This is a genomic window from Mesorhizobium loti R88b (genome assembly GCF_013170845.1).
Taxonomy (GTDB): domain Bacteria; phylum Pseudomonadota; class Alphaproteobacteria; order Rhizobiales; family Rhizobiaceae; genus Mesorhizobium; species Mesorhizobium loti_B.
In genome coordinates this window covers 5,594,037-5,610,742 of the sequence record NZ_CP033367.1, presented here as the reverse complement: position 1 = coordinate 5,610,742, position 16,706 = coordinate 5,594,037, and the positions used below count along the sequence as shown (strand labels likewise).

Here is a 16,706-nt window from a genome sequence, read left to right as displayed (position 1 = left end):
AGGAATGGCCTCTGAGGGCTCAAGCGGCGCGGCATACACCAACGGCCCGGCCTTCGCAAACCAGGCAAGCCATTCCCGCGGCCTTCACTGAATATTTACGCTGATCGGTAACCATAACGGGGAGTAAACAGTAACGCGTGCCTTGGGTGTAAAAATGTCTGCCGTGCGTCTTCTCGACGAGCTTTCCCATGCCCCCCAGCAATCCGAATGGCTGGACACCATCCTGAAAGGCGACTGCGTCGCGGCCCTCGACCGGCTGCCAGAGAAATCCATCGACGTCATCTTCGCCGATCCGCCCTACAATCTGCAGCTCGACGGCGACCTGCACCGTCCCGACCAGTCCAAGGTCGACGCCGTCGACGACGACTGGGATCAGTTCGAGAGTTTTGAGGCCTATGATGCCTTCACCCGCGCCTGGCTGCTGGCCGCGCGCCGGGTGTTGAAGCCCAATGGCACCATCTGGGTCATCGGCTCCTACCACAACATCTTCCGGGTCGGCGCCAAGATGCAGGACCTGGGCTTCTGGATCCTCAACGATGTGGTCTGGCGCAAGACCAACCCGATGCCGAACTTCCGCGGCCGCCGCTTCCAGAACGCGCATGAGACCATGATCTGGGCTTCGCGCGACCAGAAGGGCAAGGGCTACACCTTCAACTACGAAGCCATGAAAGCCTCGAACGACGACATCCAGATGCGCTCCGACTGGCTGTTTCCGATCTGCACCGGCGGCGAGCGGCTGAAGAACGACAATGGCGACAAATTGCATCCGACGCAGAAGCCGGAAGCGCTGCTCGCCCGCATCATGATGGCCTCGACCAAGCCTGGCGACATCGTGCTTGATCCGTTCTTCGGCTCCGGCACGACAGGCGCCGTCGCCAAGCGCCTTGGCCGCCATTTCGTCGGCATCGAGCGCGAGCAGGCCTATATCGACGCCGCCAACGAGCGCATCGACGCGGTGCGGCCGCTGGAAAGCGCCGATCTCACCGTGCTGACCGGCAAGCGCGCCGAGCCGCGCGTCGCTTTCGTCAGCCTGATCGACACCGGGTTGATGACACCGGGTGCCACGCTCTATGACGCCAAGAAGCGCTGGGCGGCCAAGGTGCGTGCCGACGGCACGGTGGCGATCGGCGACAGCGCCGGCTCGATCCACAAGATCGGTGCAGAAGTGCAGGGGCTGGATGCCTGCAATGGCTGGACCTTCTGGCACTATGAGCGCAGTGGCGGGCTCACCCCAATCGACGAACTGCGCCGCATTGCCCGGTTGGGCATGGAGCGGGCAGGGGCCTGAACCCCGCCAATTGCTGCTTTCGCGTTGATTCAAAATATGAGCGCTTCGCCGGAAGCGATTCAGATCACGCCTTGATTCCGAAGCGCTCAAGGTCTGCCTTGAGCGTTTTTGCATCCGTGAACAGCACCGCCTGCCAGCCGGCGGCCTTGGCGCCATCGACATTCTTCTGGCTGTCGTCGATGAACAATGTGGCCGATGGTTCGAGGCCGAACGCGGCGACGTGATGGTCGTAGATGGGGCGGTCGGGCTTGATCTCACGGATATCGGCCGACACGGTTACGCCGCGCGGGCGGCTGAGAAAATCGAAGCGCAGCCTCGCTTCGGCAAGCGTGTCGGCGGCGAAGTTGGTCAGCATCGTCACATCGTGCCCGCTCTCGATCAGCCCAAGCATGATCGCGACGCTGTCGCCATAGGCATGCGGCACCATGTCGTGCCAGTGGCGGCGAAAATTGCGGATGTTTTCCGCGTGCTCGGGATGGTCGGCGATCAGGAGTGCCTCTGCTTCTTCCCAGGTCCGGCCGCGATCCTGCTCTATGTTCCAGTCATGCGTACAGACATTGTCGAAGAACCACTTTCTCTCTTCGGCATCGGGAATGAGGCGGCTGAACGGAATGTTCGGATCGTAGTGGATCAGCACCCGGCCGATGTCGAAAACGATGTGGCGGATTTCAGTCATGGGGCCTCTTTGCACTGTGTGGCGACGGTTTTTTCGTCGCGCCGGGTATCGCAGCCTCGATTGCCTTTTTCATGACAGTTGGCAGCGCCTCCCCGGAAATCTCACTGGCAGGCGACCAGAAATGTCCCTCCGGCGCATCACCTTTGACATGGGCGTGAAAGACGTCGAGTTCGAGCGCGAAATGGGTGAAGACATGCGTGATTGTGCCGGCGCGTCGCCAGTCACCGGGAAAGGGTGCCGCGGCCGACGTCGTGGCCCCGTCCACCCGCGCCGTCCAGCCCGTTGTCGGCACCTCCGTCATGCCGCCGAGCAAACCTTTCTCTGGCCGTTTGCGCAGAAGAATGGCGCCGTCGTCACGCACGGCAACGAAAGCAGCGCCGCGTCGTTGCGGCTTGTCGGCCTTTGGCAGGCGTACGGGGAAATGCTCGGGGTCACCTGCAAGGACAGCACTGCAGTCTTCGCGCAGCGGGCACAGCATGCAGCGCGGCCGGCGCGGGGTGCAGATCGTGGCGCCGAGATCCATCATCGCCTGGGCGAAGTCGCCCGGCCTGGTTGGCGGCACCATGCGCTCGACACGGGCGCGTATCTCAGGCTTGGCTTCGCTCAGCGGCGTTGCGATCGAAAACAGCCTCGATATGACGCGTTCGACATTGCCGTCGACAACGGCGGCCGGGCGGTCGAAGGCAATCGCCGTGATGGCCGCCGACGTATAGGCGCCGATGCCGGGCAGGTCTCTCAAACCGGCCTCGGTATCGGGAAACCGGCCGCCGCGCGCTGCCACCAGATCGGCACAGGCCTTGAGGTTGCGTGCGCGAGAGTAGTAACCGAGCCCCGCCCAGGCTTTCATCACGTCCTCGGTCGGCGCCGCGGCCAGTGCCTGGACATCAGGCCATTTCTCTACAAAGGCGCGAAAATAGGATTTCACCGCCTCGACCGTGGTCTGCTGCAGCATGACTTCGGACAGCCAAATGCGGTAGGGATCGGGCCGCACGCCGCGTGCATGGTCGCGCGGGCTCACCCGCCACGGCAGTTCGCGGTGGTGCGCATCGTACCAGGCGAGCAGGCGCGACGCGGTATCGCCTGACATTACCCTGTCAGTCTGGACCTTGTCAGTCTGGGCCTTGCGGGTCTGGTCTGCTGGTGCCATTGATCGTGTATTGGCCTGGCCGGTATCTGCTGGGGTCGTGGCTGGAGAACGTACATGGCAGGGAGAACGCCCTACGGCAATCCCGTCCCGGTGAGCGATCTTGCCACCAAAATCCTCGATCCGGTGCTGCGCAAGCGGGCTGGCATTTCGATTGGTCTCGTCCAGTCCTGGGAAGAAATCGCCGGACCGCGGCTGGCCAGCCGCTCGCGGCCTGAAAAGATCCAGTGGCCGCGCCGCATGCATGAAGACGATCCGTTCGAACCGGCGGTGCTGGTTGTCGCCTGCGAAGGCATGGCCGCACTTCACCTGCAGCATGAGACCGGCGAGATCATAAACCGGGTCAACGCTTTCCTCGGCTTTACGGCAATAGGCCGCATCAGGATCGTGCAAAAACCGGTGACGGCGGACAAAGGACGGCCTAAACCGACCTTCAGGCCGTTGACGATGGCGGAGAAGACGAAATTGTCCAGCACGGTCGAACTGATCGAGGATGACGGGTTGCGCGCCTCGCTGGAAAGGCTTGGCGCAACGATCCTCGGTGAAAGGAAGTCAAAAATCCCTTGAAGACAGTCATCGATTTGTCGTCAACATCTCGCATTCGTGATGGCCTTTGTCAGGTTTCGCGATTGGATTGGGGATCGAGATGCCTTAATTCGCGCCAACTCTCGCCTTTTCGTGCCTTTGCATTGCAAAATCCAACCCTTGTCAGGTGATTCGTATGAACCGTCCTTCGTTCGGCAAAAGTCTGTCTCGCAGAAACGTCCTGTCTTCGCTGGCTGCTATTCCGGCGGTGGCCCTGCTCGCAGCCTGCAGCGACTCCGGCGAACAGGCCAAGGCGGCGGATGTGAAGCCGGCGGAACCGGCCACTCCCGCCAAGCCGGCGACGCCGGCGGCCGTTCAGGTTCCCGAGTCTCAGGGCAACGTCGACATGGCCGAATTGCTGAAGCCGGGCGCGCTACCCGACAAGCAGCTCGGCAAGGATGACGCCAAGGTCACCATCGTCGAATACGCCTCGATGACCTGCCCGCACTGCGCGCATTTCGCCGAAACCACCTTCCCGGACCTGAAGAAGAAGTATATCGACACCGGCAAGGCGCGCTATATCCTGCGCGAATTCCCATTCGATCCGAGCGCGGAAGCCGGTTTCATGCTGGCGCGCTGCGCCAAGGACAACTATTTCCCGATGGTGGACGTGCTGTTTGCGCAGCAGGCGAACTGGGTTGGCGTGTCGAACACCAAGGATGCGCTGCTGCAAATCTCGAAGCTCGCCGGTTTTACACAGGAGTCCTTCGAGGCCTGCTTGACGGACCAGAAACTTCTGGACGATGTGAGATCGGTCCAGAAGCGCGGCGCCAATGAATTCAAGGTCGACTCGACACCGACCTTCTTCATCAACGGTAAGACCTACAAAGGGGCGATGTCGATTGAGGAAATGTCGGCCATCCTCGACCCTCTGCTCTGACATCAGGTCAGCGCTGAAGCGGCAGCGTTTCGGCGCTCGCCCGTATGGGGCGCGTGAATGAAGTTTTCGCGCCTCCGCCTCCTTGGTTTCAAGTCCTTCGTCGAGCCCGGCGAGTTCGTCATCGAACGCGGCCTGACGGGTATTGTCGGGCCGAACGGCTGCGGCAAGTCGAACCTTGTCGAGGCGCTGCGCTGGGTGATGGGCGAAAGCTCCTACAAGAACATGCGCGCGTCCGGCATGGACGACGTGATCTTTTCCGGTTCGGGAACGCGGCCCGCCCGCAACACCGCCGAAGTCACGCTTTTCCTCGATAACACCGATCGCTCGGCGCCCGCTGCCTTCAACGATGCCGATGAATTGCAGGTGTCGCGCCGCATCGAACGCGAGGCCGGCTCGCTCTACCGCATCAACGGCAAGGAAGCGCGCGCCAAGGACGTGCAGCTTCTGTTCGCCGATCAGTCGACCGGCGCGCGTTCGCCATCGATGGTAGGCCAAGGTCGTATCGGCGAACTGATCCAGGCCAAGCCGCAGGCGCGCCGCGCCCTGCTGGAAGAGGCTGCCGGCATTTCCGGCCTGCACACCCGCCGCCACGAGGCGGAGCTGAGGCTGAAGGCCGCCGAGCAGAATCTTGAACGCCTGGATGATGTCGTCGGCGAGCTGGAAAGCCAGATCGAAAGCCTGAAGCGCCAGGCGCGCCAGGCGTCCCGCTTCAAGAACCTGTCGGCCGATATTCGCAAGGCGGAGGCCACGCTGCTGCATTTGCGCTGGACGCTGGCCAAGACGCAGGAAGGCGAGGCGCGTTCTGCGCTGGCGGTTGCCACGGCCCTGGTCGGCGACCGCGCTGCCGCGCAGATGGCTGCCGCCAGGGAGCAAGGCATCGGCGCACACCGCATGCCTGACCTGCGCGACGCCGAAGCCGCCGCTGCCGCCGCCTTCCAGCGCCTGTCGATCGCCAAGTCGCAGATCGAGGAGGAAGCCGGCCGCATCCGCGCGCGTCAGGCCGAGATCGAGCGTCGGCTGCAGCAACTCGATGGCGACATTGCCCGCGAAGAGCGCATGGTGCGCGACAATGCCGACATTCTTGAGCGCCTGCGCACCGAAGAAGCGACTCTAAATTCGGAAAATGCCGGCGCCGCCGCGCGCGAGGCAACCACCCGGGCTGCCTTCGAACAGGCTGCGGCAACGCTCTCGCAGAGCGAAGCCAAGCTCGCCGCGCTGACCGCCGAGCGAGCCGAGGCGGCCGCCTCGCGCAACCAGATCGAGCGCACGTTGCGCGACACCGCCGAGCGCCGCGACCGCTTTGGCCGCCAGCTCGCCGAGGTCGACCGCGAACTGTCGGATATCCTGTCCAAGGTCGCCGGCCTGCCGGATCCGGCCGAAAAGCGGGTGCTGGTCGAACAGGCGATGGCACTGTTGGAGGAATCCGAAGCTGCCGTATTGGAGGCCGAACAGTCGGTGATCGATGCCCGCGCCGGCGAAAGCGCCGCTCGCCCGCCGCTTCAGGATGCCAGGGCGGAACTTGCGGGGATCGAGACGGAAGCACGGACGCTGGCCAAGATCCTGAATGCAGCCAGCAGCGATCTCTTCCCGTCCGTGCTGGAGCAGATCAGCGTCGAGCGCGGCTTCGAGACGGCGCTGGGTGCTGCCCTTGGCGAAGATCTCGACGTGCCGCTCGACCGCAGCGCGCCGGTGCATTGGGGCGAAAGCGAAATCCAGCTTGGTGACGCGGCTCTGCCGGAAGGGATCAGGAGCCTGGCCAGCGTGGTTCGCGCCCCGGCGCAGCTTGCCCGCCGCCTGGCGCAGATCGGCATCATCGAGGCCTCCGACGGCCGCCGGTTGCAGGCGCTGCTCGCGCCAGGCCAGCGGCTGGTCAGTCGCGAGGGTGCGCTCTGGCGCTGGGACGGCCTCACCGCAAGTGCCGATGCACCGACGGCCGCGGCGCAGCGGCTGGCGCAGAAGAACAGGCTGGCCGAACTCGATGCCGAGGCGGTGCAGGCGACCCTCATCCTGCGCCAGGCCGAGGCGGCATTGGCGCAGGCTGAACAGGCGCTTCGCCAGGCAAGCGAAGCCGAACGCAACACACGCCAGGCCGGACGTGAAGCCCAGCATCGGCTGGACGCTGCCCGCAATGCGCTGGCCGAGGCCGAAAAAGCCGGCGGTGAACTATCGAGCCGGCGTGCCGCTTTGGACGAGGCCCGCACCCGCATCGTCGACAGCCATGAAGAAACCTCGGCGGCTTTCGTCGAGGCCGAAATGCTGCTGCAGGACGCACCTGATCTGGGTGACCTGCAATTGCAGCTCGAACAGTCCTCGGCAAATGTTTCGCGCGACCGCGCCACGCTCGCAGATGCACGTGCCGTTCATGAGGGTTTGCGGCGCGAGGCCGAGGCGCGCGCGCGCCGGCTCGACGCCATTGACGCCGAACGCAGCAACTGGCTGGTACGTGCCGAAAACGCCTCGACGCAGATCGCATCGCTTGGCGAACGCAAGGCCGAGGCCGAGGCCGAGCGCGAACGGCTTGCCGACGCGCCTGACGAAATCGACGCCAAACGGCGCGCCTTGCTGTCGCAGCTCACCGAGGCGGAGACCTTGCGCAAGGCAGCGGCCGATCGCCTGCAGGAAGCGGAGACCAAGCAAGCCGAGCTGGACAAGCTGGCCACCGGCTCCATCCAGTCGTTGGCCGAGGCGCGCGAGACCCGCGTGCGCGCCGAGGAACGGCTGACGGCGGCCGACGAGCGCCGGCTGGAAGTCGAAGCGCGTATCCAGGAAACGCTGAACACGCCGCCGCATCTGGTCATCCGCCATACCGGCTTGGAAGCCGACGATCCGATGCCCGAAATGCCGGAGATCGAACGCCAGCTCGACCGGCTGAAGATCGAGCGCGAACGGCTCGGCGCCGTCAATCTGCGCGCCGAGGAAGAGCAGAAGGAGCTGTCCGACCGGCTGGAGACGATCGTTTCCGAGCGTGAGGACATCATCGAGGCGATCCGCAAGCTCAGGCAAGCGATCCAGAGCCTCAACCGCGAAGGCCGCGAGCGGCTGCTGGCCGCCTTCGATGTCGTCAACGGCCATTTCCAGCGGTTGTTCTCGCATCTGTTCGGCGGCGGCACGGCGGAATTGCAGCTGATCGAATCCGAGGATCCGCTCGAGGCCGGGCTTGAAATCCTGGCCCGCCCGCCGGGCAAGAAGCCGCAGACCATGACGCTTTTGTCCGGCGGCGAGCAGGCGTTGACGGCGATGTCGCTGATCTTCGCCGTGTTTCTCACCAACCCTGCGCCGATCTGCGTGCTCGACGAAGTCGACGCGCCGCTCGACGATCACAATGTCGAACGCTTCTGCAATCTCATGGACGAGATGGCCAAGACCACCGAGACGCGTTTCGTCATCATCACGCACAACCCGATCACCATGGCGCGCATGGACAGGCTGTTCGGCGTGACCATGGCCGAGCAGGGGGTCAGCCAGCTCGTGTCGGTCGATTTGCAGGCGGCAGAGGCGATGCGCGAGGCGAGCTGAGGCCTGGGCTACTTGGATCGCATGGACGATCCGAGACGCTTGGCCACTTTCAGTCTCCGTAGAGTAGAAAACCAATTATTTGATTTTGTTAACTTAATCTCTGGCTGGGGCGCCAGGATTCGAACCTGGGAATGTCGGTACCAAAAACCGATGCCTTACCACTTGGCGACGCCCCAATTGCCGTCAGAGTCGCTTGTGCGGCGCGTTATTAGCAGAGCAGCCGAAAAGCACAATCCTATGAGCGACAGCGAGAACGCTCAAAACGAGCAATCCACAAAACGCCGCGAGATCATGTCCAGGCGGCCTATTTGCCCCAGACGGCCAGCTCATTGCCGGCCGGATCGAGAAAGTGGAAGCGCCGGCCGCCGGGGAACGGGAAGATCGGCTTGACGATCGTGCCGCCGGCACTTTCGACGGCGCCAACCGTCTCCTCCAGATTTTCGCTATAGAGCACGGGCAGCGGCTTGCCCGGCGCCTCAGCGGCATCGGCCTGGAAGCCGCCGTCCAGCCCTTCTGCGAAGGCCGAATAGGTCGGCCCATAGTCTGTGAACGACCAGGCAAAGGCGGTACTGTAGAAAGCCTTCAGCCGGTCCAGCGTTCCGCCAGTGGCCGGCATTTCCAGATAGTCGAGTCTTCCGGACAGTCGCATGGGGCACCTCTTTGTTCTCGTTATGTTCTAGTCTTCCGCCTGTGAGGTGGCAAGTCTTTTTGACGCGGCTTTTGCTTAATCGATTGTAGCGACCATACGGCTTTGGGCGGCGCTTGCCTTTCGCACTGCAGCATCATATCGCTCCAAAGTCGGACACGGTCGGAACTTTTCGTTTCGCCAATCTTTCCAATCTCCTGCAACCGGAGAAAAGCATGACCAAATGGGTTTTCACCTTTGGCGATGGTGCGGCGGAAGGCCGTGCCAGCGACAGGAATCTGCTGGGCGGCAAGGGCGCCAATCTGGCCGAAATGTGCAGCCTGGGCCTGCCGGTGCCGCCAGGATTCACCATCACCACCGAGGTCTGCAACGCCTACTACGCCGACGGCAACACCTATCCAGCTGCATTGAAAGCCGATGTGGTGAAAGCGCTGGATCATATCGGCAAGCTGACTGGGCGCCGGTTCGGCGATCCGTCGAAGCTGCTGCTGGTCTCGGTCCGCTCCGGCGCCCGGGCCTCGATGCCGGGCATGATGGACACGGTTCTCAATCTTGGCCTGAACGATGAGACCGTCGAGGCGCTGGCCACTGATTCCGGCGATGCCCGCTTTGCCTATGACAGCTACCGCCGCTTCATCCAGATGTATTCCGATGTCGTCATGGGCCTCGACCACGAGGTGTTCGAGGAAATCCTCGAAGATCAGAAGGGTGGGCTCGGCCACGAACTCGACACCGAGCTGACCGCCATTGAATGGCAAGGCGTGATCGCGCTCTACAAGGCCAAGGTCGAGGAAGAGCTCGGCAAGCCGTTCCCGCAGGATCCGAACGAGCAGCTCTGGGGCGCCATCGGCGCCGTCTTCTCGAGCTGGATGAACAACCGCGCCATCACCTACCGGCGTCTGCACGACATCCCCGAGAGCTGGGGTACGGCGGTCAACGTCCAGGCCATGGTGTTCGGCAATATGGGCGAGACCTCGGCCACCGGCGTGGCCTTCACCCGCAACCCGTCAACCGGCGAAAAGCAGCTCTATGGCGAGTTCCTGGTCAACGCGCAGGGCGAGGATGTCGTGGCCGGCATCCGCACGCCGCAGAACATCACCGAGGCGGCCCGCATCGCGGCCGGCTCCGACAAGCCATCGTTGCAGAAGCTGATGCCGGACGCTTTCCAGTCCTTCGTCACCATTTCCGACAGCCTGGAGAAGCACTACCGCGACATGCAGGACCTCGAATTCACCATCGAGCGCGGCAAATTGTGGATGTTGCAGACCCGGTCCGGCAAGCGCACCGCCAAGGCGGCGCTGAAGATCGCCGTCGAGATGGCCAGGGACGGCTTGATCACGAAAGAGGAAGCTGTTGCCCGCATCGACCCCGCCTCGCTCGATCAATTGCTGCACCCGACCATCGATCCGAAGGCCGCGCGTGACATCATCGGCGTCGGCCTGCCGGCGTCGCCGGGGGCTGCCACCGGCGAGGTCGTCTTTTCCTCAGGCGATGCCGAGGATCTGAAGACGCAAGGCCGCAAGGCGATCCTGGTGCGCATCGAGACCAGCCCCGAGGACATCCATGGCATGCATGCCGCCGAAGGCATCCTGACCACGCGCGGCGGCATGACCAGCCATGCCGCCGTCGTGGCGCGCGGCATGGGCAAGCCTTGCGTGTCTGGCGCCGGCTCGCTGCGCGTCGACTACAAGGCCGGCACGCTCCTCTCGATGGGACAGACGTTCCGCAAGGGCGACATCATCACCATCGATGGCAGCAATGGCCAGGTGTTGAAGGGCGCCGTATCGATGCTGCAGCCGGAACTGTCCGGCGACTTCGCCGCCATCATGGAGTGGGCCGACGCGGTGCGCCGCATGAAGGTACGCACCAACGCCGAAACGCCGCTCGACGCCCGCATGGCCCGTTCTTTCGGCGCCGAAGGCATCGGTCTCTGCCGCACCGAGCACATGTTCTTCGACGGCGAGCGCATCGTCGCCATGCGCGAGATGATCCTGGCCGACACCGAGAAGGAACGGCGCGCCGCCCTTGCCAAGCTTCTGCCCATGCAGCGCTCAGACTTTCTCGAACTGTTCGAGATCATGGCCGGCCTGCCGGTGACGATCCGCCTGCTCGATCCGCCGTTGCATGAATTCCTGCCCAAGACCGAAGCCGAAATCGCCGAGGTCGCGGCCGTCATGAATGTGTCGCCCGACAAACTCAGGCAGCGCACCGAGGCCCTGCACGAATTCAACCCGATGCTCGGCCATCGCGGCTGCCGGCTGGCCGTCTCCTATCCCGAGATCGCCGAGATGCAGGCGCGCGCCATTTTCGAGGCCGCCGTCGAGGCCGGCAAGAAGGCCGGCGCGCTGGTGGTGCCCGAGATCATGGTGCCGCTGGTCGGTCTGGTGAAGGAACTCGATTATGTGAAAGCGCGTATCGATGCGGTCGCCAAAAGTGTCATGGACGAGACCGGCGTCAAGATCGACTATCTGACCGGAACCATGATTGAGCTGCCTCGCGCGGCGATCCGTGCCCATGTTATCGCCGAATCGGCCGAGTTCTTCTCCTTCGGCACCAACGACCTCACGCAGACCACCTTCGGCATCTCGCGCGACGATGCTGCCTCGTTCCTGGAGACCTACCGCCAAAAAGGCATCATCGAGCAGGATCCGTTCGTCTCGCTCGACATTGACGGCGTCGGCGAACTGGTGCGCATGGCCGCGCAAAAGGGCAAGGCGACGCGGCCCGACATCAAGCTCGGCATCTGCGGCGAACATGGCGGCGATCCCGCTTCGATCCGATTCTGCGAGGAGGTCGGCCTCGACTACGTGTCCTGCTCGCCCTACCGAGTGCCGATCGCCAGGCTGGCGGCGGCGCAGGCGGCGGTGCTGGTGGCGAAAGCAGGCAAAGGATAGAGCATCAGACAGAGCTAAAATTTACGATTTTGTATGAAAGCTCACGCGAACGTGCTAAAGCCGTTGCGTAATCCCGACATTGTTCGTGCCCAATTTGCGGACGGCCCGCCAATTGTCTTCGGAATCACATGTTGCAGATATCACCCGCGCCGTTCCGCTCGATCCTGATCATTCAAACGAAGTTCATCGGCGATATCGTCCTCGCCTCGACGCTCGCCAGGAACCTGCAGCTCGAGTTCCCCGGCGCCAGGATCGCATTCCTCTGCGAAGCGAATTTCAAGAGCTTCGTGGTGGCGCATGGCATTGCTTCCGAGGTGGTCACGTTCAGGCGCGCCCGCATGCGGGGCACCCCGCTGGAGCGCGGAAAAGAACTCTATGCCATCGTGCGGGAACTGCGTGGCTTCCGCTTCGATCTGACGATCGACCTGACCGATTCAAAGACCTCGCGCCTCATCAGCGGGCTCGTCAACGCAAAGACCCGCATCGGCTACAATCCTCCCGAAAGACCTCTGAAGCTGCTGGAGCGGCAGCCCGCCAATCTGTTTGCAAAACCGCAGGGGTTTGGCGGTCAGCATTTTGTCTATCGCTATCTTTCGCCGCTTGAAGCGCTTGGCATCGATCTGCGCGTGACGGTGCCAAGCATTCAGCCGCTGCCGTCCGAGACTGTGAAAGCCCTGGCACTCCTGGGCAAGCACCGTCTTCACCCAGACGCCTTCATCGCCGTTCATGCGGGCGCGAGCTTCAAGGGCCGGCAATGGCAGCCGGAACGGTTTGCCGAGGCGATCGACGAAATTGTCGGCGAGACCGGATTGGGAGTCGTGCTGGTCGGAGGGCCGGACGAACGCGAGACCGCGGCGCAGATCCTCGCCAGGACGGCGACGCCGGTCGTCGACCTTGTCGGGACGCTGTCGCTCGAGACCTTGCTGGCTGTCTTGAAACAGGCCCGGCTGTTTCTCGGCAATGAGAGTGGGCCGATGCATATGGCCGCCGCCGCGGGCACGCCGGTTGTCGGCCTTTTCGGCCTGACGCATCCGTCGCGCTGGGGACCTGTCGGCGTGCCCAGCATCGCGCTGCGGCCGTCGATGCCATGTGACTGCGTGGCCAGCGGCCTGTGCCGCCCGAAGGACCCCAGCAAGGCGTGCTGTGTCTGGCGGCTTGAGGTGAAGCCTGTCGTCGAAGCGGTGCGCGAGCTGCTCGCGCGCACCGAGATGAAACAGGAACGCGCTGTCTGAGCGGCGATCGATCGTCAGGCTGTCGAATGGATGGCTCGCGAAGCGGGCGGTCAAATTGCCGCGCCAGGCACTTTTCTGCTATCCATCGTCCCGATTTCCGCCTTCATGCGGGTCTTGGGATACCGGCTTGAAGAGCAATTCCAGGAAAAGTGTGAAACGGCTTTCCCATAGGAATTGCTCCAAAATAAAGAGTCAGAGCGGGTCGTTTCCGTGAAACCGGGAACTGCTCCAATCAGGAATTCGGTTTGATGCGTCTGCTGCAAAGACATCTCTGCATGATCGCCATGTCGTTGGCGGTGATATCCAGCGCCGACGCCGCGCCGCTGGTCGAGCCCACGCTGCACATCAAGCCCGAGGCGAGTGGAGCCGGCCGCGTCGCGCTGACCCTCGACGCCTGCGGCGGAAAGACTGACACACGCATTCTCTCGGCATTGGTGGACAACAAGATACCGGCCACCATTTTTGTCACCGGCATCTGGCTGAAACGGAACGCCGACGCCGTCGCCATCATGCAGGCGCATCCCGATCTTTTCGAGCTCGAAAATCACGGCGGGCGCCATGTTCCGGCGGTCGACACGCCGCAGAAGATCTACGGCATAAGCAGCGCCGGCAGCCCCGAGGCCGTTCTGGCCGAGGTCGAGTCGGGTGCCGCGGCCCTGGCCAGGACCGGTGAGCCGGCGCCGAAATGGTTTCGCGGCGCAACCGCCGAATACAGCCCCTCGGCGATCGCGATGATCCGCAAGCTCGGTTTCAAGATCGCCGGCTTCTCGATCAATGGCGATGGCGGCTCCTTGCTGGGTGCCAAGGAAACAGCCAAGCGTATCGCCGCGGCCAAGGATGGTGACGTCATCATCTCACACATCAACCAGCCGACCCACGCCGCCGGTGAGGGCGTGGTGCAGGGCCTGCTGGCGTTGAAAGCCAAGGGCATGACCTTTGTGCGGCTCGATGATGTCGAAGGCACGGGCAATCACGGCACGACCGACTGAGCGGCAGTCTGCCGCTTCTCAGCCTGGCTTGGCTTCGATGGTGACCTTGCTGGCGTAGAACGCGCCGTGGTCGCGAATGTCAGTCATTTCGTCGAAAGGATGCCGATAGGCCCACATCGCATCCTTGCCGGCTTCGCCGGCCGGCAGCACGGTCCAATAGCTGGCGTCGCCCTTGTAGGGGCAATGGCTCGAGTGTTCGGTGCTGCTCAGCCTGTCGAAATCGATGTCGGCGAATGGAATGTAGAAGGCGGCGGGATAAGGGGTTTCGGTCAGCACCTTGGCGTTCGTCGACGACGCGATGACCGTATCGCCGGCGCGCACGGTGACGGTGCCGATATAGGGCTCGATGGTGATGATCTTGTCGGGGTTGCGCTGAAAGCCGGGTGCCGGGTTGGCGATCTTGTCCATGCTGGTTCCTCCTTGCCTGGCCCCTTAAGGTGTGGCGGGCACAGCTGTTGCGCAAGGTCTGTTCGCATCACGAAAACAGGCGCCAATCGCCGGGCGTGGCGCTACAGCGCTTTCGAATGTCAGCCGAGGCTCAGGCGGCGGTTTTGAATGCGTCCATCAGTCCGGCATAGGCGGCTGCAATGCCCGCCACCGGATTGCTGCTTCTTGAAACGGTCTCGACTTTCAGCGAGCCGCCGCCGGTCGGCAAGGTGAGCAGCAGGAACTGGCGATTGCCGCCAGCGCCGACGGATGCGGCCGCGACATGCTGGCCTTCGCCTTCGTTGTGGACGCACATCTTGAACAGCAGCGTGCCACCGACCGCTTCCAGCGCGCCGCCGACGACTTCGACGAATTCGTCTTCGGAAACAGTCTTTTCGTCCGGCACCAGATCGGCCAGGCTTTCGGCAAGTGTGCTTTCAAGGGCCTTGTCGTCGAGCTGCACGTCCATGCGAACCTCTTTCAGTCGCCAATCGCACCCCTTTGCCCGTTAACGAACCTTAACGCCGAGGATGGCCGGATTGTGGCGGATTTCCCGGTCATTTCGCTCCATACGACACCGCTGCCATCGTTCATGAGCATCCTGCCATCTCGGTGGCACGAGTGCCCAGCAGCTCAAAATCCAAAACATGGCGGAATTCAACCGCTTGCCGTTGCGGCATGGCCTCTGAAATTCGTCCGCCGCGCAGCCGAGTGACTGGACAATCCGCCGGTTCGCTTCACAATGAACCAAAGCTACGACGCAAAATGCGCGAGGGAGGAGGAACGAGATGCTGGGGCTGATGCAGGAATGGCCGCTGCTGTGCCACAAGCTCATCGACAACGCTGAACGGCAGCATGGCGTGCGCGAGATCGTATCGCGCTCGATCGAGGGGCCGATCGTGCGCACCACCTATGCCGACATTCACCGTCGTTCTCTCAAGGTCGCCCAGCGGCTGGAGCGAGACGGCTATGGATTGGGCGACCGTATCGCCACGCTGGCCTGGAACACCGCGCGCCATATCGAGGCCTGGTACGGCATCATGGGCGTCGGCGCGATCTATCACACGCTCAATCCACGCCTGTTTCCCGAACAGATCGTCTGGATCATGAACCATGCCGAGGACAAGGCCGTCTTCGTAGACCTGACCTTCATACCGTTGCTCGAAAAGATCGCCGGTGCCGTCAAATCGCTGAAAAAGGTGATTGTGCTGACTGACAAGGCGCACATGCCGCAAACGGCCTTGCCCAATGCCGTCGCCTATGAGGACTGGCTTGATGAGGTCGATGGCGATTTCGCCTGGAAGACCTTCGACGAAGGCACCGCTGCCGGCATGTGCTACACATCGGGCACGACAGGCGATCCCAAGGGCGTCGTCTACAGCCACCGCTCCAACGTGCTGCATGCCATGATCGCCGCCATGCCCGACGCGATGGGCCTGTCGTCACGCGACACGATCCTTCCGGTGGTGCCGATGTTCCACGCCAATGCCTGGGGCCTTGGCCAGAGCGGCCCGATGATCGGCGCCAAGCTGGTCATGCCTGGCTGCAAGATGGACGGCGCCTCGATCTATGAATTGCTCGACACCGAGAAGGTGACCTTCAGCGCAGCCGTGCCGACCGTCTGGATGATGCTGCTGCAATATCTGGAGGAGACCGGCAAGAAGCTGCCCTATCTGAACAAGGTCGTCATCGGTGGGTCGTCCTGCCCGCGCGCGATCATGACGAAATTCCAGGACAATTACGATGTCCAGGTCATCCATGCCTGGGGCATGACCGAAATGTCGCCGCTCGGCACACTGTGCACCTTGAAGCCAGAATATGTCGGTCTTGAGGGTGAGGCCCGTCTCGATGTCAAGCAGAAGCAGGGCTACCCACCCTTCGGCGTTGAAATGAAGGTGACCGATGACGGCAACAATGCGCAACCTTGGGATGGCAAGACCTTTGGCCGCCTGAAGGTGCGCGGCCCAGCCGTCGCTCGTGCCTACTACGGTGGTGCCGGCGCGGAGCAATTCGATGAGGACGGCTGGTTCGATACCGGAGACGTCGCTCACATCGACGCCGGTGGTTACATGCAGATCACCGATCGGGCCAAGGACGTCATCAAGTCGGGCGGCGAATGGATTTCGACCATCGACCTCGAGAATCTGGCCGTCGGCCACCCCGATGTCGCGGAGGCGGCAGCGATCGGCATTCACCACTCGAAATGGGGCGAGCGGCCGCTGCTGGTCATCGTCGCCAAGCCGGGCAAGGAACCGACCAAGGCCGAAATTCTCGATTTCATGGATGGCAAGGTGGCCAAGTGGTGGATGCCCGACGATGTCACTTTCGTTGGCGAAATACCGCATACCGCCACCGGCAAGATCCAGAAGATCACCTTGCGCCAGCAGTTCAAGGATTATCGCTTGCCGACGGATTGACGGGATGTTGCGT

The 16,706-nt window shown here is 62.9% G+C and carries 13 protein-coding genes and 1 tRNA gene; 8 read left to right on the top strand and 6 right to left on the bottom strand.

Annotated features, from left to right (window positions below; all coding sequences use genetic code 11):
- The first annotated feature begins 154 nt into the window (after positions 1-154).
- The gene (locus tag EB235_RS27500) at positions 155-1,288 is read left to right on the top strand and encodes a site-specific DNA-methyltransferase (RefSeq protein ID WP_027034251.1); all 1,134 of its coding nucleotides are present in this window, start codon (positions 155-157) and stop codon (positions 1,286-1,288) included.
- A 64-nt stretch (positions 1,289-1,352) separates the two neighbouring features.
- On the opposite strand, the gene EB235_RS27495 is transcribed toward EB235_RS27500, so the two are convergent.
- Positions 1,353-1,964 (bottom strand): HAD family hydrolase, encoded by a 612-nt coding sequence (locus EB235_RS27495; protein WP_027034252.1) that lies wholly within the window; start codon positions 1,962-1,964, stop codon positions 1,353-1,355.
- A complete protein-coding gene (gene mutY / locus EB235_RS27490; RefSeq protein ID WP_027034253.1) occupies positions 1,957-3,111 on the bottom strand; it encodes an A/G-specific adenine glycosylase in 1,155 nt (384 codons plus the stop codon). Before mutY ends, EB235_RS27495 begins: the two co-directional genes overlap by 8 nt.
- Positions 3,112-3,165: 54 nt before the next feature.
- Between mutY and EB235_RS27485 the strand changes: the two genes are divergently transcribed.
- From EB235_RS27485 to smc, 3 genes are all read left to right on the top strand, one after another.
- Entirely contained in the window at positions 3,166-3,675 is a 510-nt protein-coding gene (locus tag EB235_RS27485) for a DUF721 domain-containing protein (protein ID WP_027034254.1), read from the top strand.
- 154 nt (positions 3,676-3,829) lie between these two features.
- Positions 3,830-4,573 carry a DsbA family protein gene (locus EB235_RS27480; RefSeq protein ID WP_027034255.1) on the top strand — a complete coding sequence of 248 codons (744 nt, stop codon included), beginning with the start codon at positions 3,830-3,832 and terminating at the stop codon, positions 4,571-4,573.
- Positions 4,574-4,630: 57 nt separating this feature from the next.
- Complete coding sequence (smc, locus tag EB235_RS27475) at positions 4,631-8,089, top strand: chromosome segregation protein SMC (RefSeq protein ID WP_027034256.1); 3,459 nt, start codon at positions 4,631-4,633, stop codon at positions 8,087-8,089.
- A gap of 101 nt (positions 8,090-8,190) precedes the next feature.
- On the opposite strand, the gene EB235_RS27470 is transcribed toward smc, so the two are convergent.
- Together EB235_RS27470 and EB235_RS27465 are read right to left on the bottom strand one after the other, a co-directional pair.
- Positions 8,191-8,265: transfer RNA gene (locus tag EB235_RS27470), tRNA-Gln, on the bottom strand.
- A gap of 128 nt (positions 8,266-8,393) precedes the next feature.
- Positions 8,394-8,738: a VOC family protein gene (locus EB235_RS27465; RefSeq protein WP_027034257.1), complete on the bottom strand. Its 345-nt coding sequence runs from the start codon at positions 8,736-8,738 to the stop codon at positions 8,394-8,396.
- 212 nt (positions 8,739-8,950) lie between these two features.
- Here EB235_RS27465 and ppdK point away from each other — a divergent pair, with 212 nt between their 5' ends.
- The 3 genes from ppdK to EB235_RS27450 all read left to right on the top strand — a co-directional run bounded on the left by ppdK (position 8,951) and on the right by EB235_RS27450 (position 13,850).
- Positions 8,951-11,629, top strand: coding sequence for a pyruvate, phosphate dikinase (gene ppdK, locus EB235_RS27460; protein WP_027034258.1), 2,679 nt, complete (start codon positions 8,951-8,953; stop codon positions 11,627-11,629).
- A gap of 128 nt (positions 11,630-11,757) precedes the next feature.
- Positions 11,758-12,861, top strand: coding sequence for a glycosyltransferase family 9 protein (locus EB235_RS27455; RefSeq protein WP_027034259.1), 1,104 nt, complete (start codon positions 11,758-11,760; stop codon positions 12,859-12,861).
- Positions 12,862-13,109: 248 nt separating this feature from the next.
- Positions 13,110-13,850 (top strand): polysaccharide deacetylase family protein, encoded by a 741-nt coding sequence (locus EB235_RS27450; protein ID WP_027034260.1) that lies wholly within the window; start codon positions 13,110-13,112, stop codon positions 13,848-13,850.
- 18 nt (positions 13,851-13,868) lie between these two features.
- Here EB235_RS27450 and EB235_RS27445 read toward each other — a convergent pair whose 3' ends face one another.
- Both EB235_RS27445 and EB235_RS27440 read right to left on the bottom strand, forming a co-directional pair.
- Complete coding sequence (locus EB235_RS27445) at positions 13,869-14,258, bottom strand: DUF427 domain-containing protein (protein ID WP_027034261.1); 390 nt, start codon at positions 14,256-14,258, stop codon at positions 13,869-13,871.
- Positions 14,259-14,388: 130 nt separating this feature from the next.
- Positions 14,389-14,745: a hypothetical protein gene (locus EB235_RS27440; protein WP_027034262.1), complete on the bottom strand. Its 357-nt coding sequence runs from the start codon at positions 14,743-14,745 to the stop codon at positions 14,389-14,391.
- A gap of 319 nt (positions 14,746-15,064) precedes the next feature.
- On the opposite strand from EB235_RS27440, the gene EB235_RS27435 reads away from it, so the two are divergent.
- Positions 15,065-16,693: a fatty-acid--CoA ligase gene (locus tag EB235_RS27435; RefSeq protein WP_027034263.1), complete on the top strand. Its 1,629-nt coding sequence runs from the start codon at positions 15,065-15,067 to the stop codon at positions 16,691-16,693.
- The last annotated feature ends 13 nt before the right edge of the window (positions 16,694-16,706 follow it).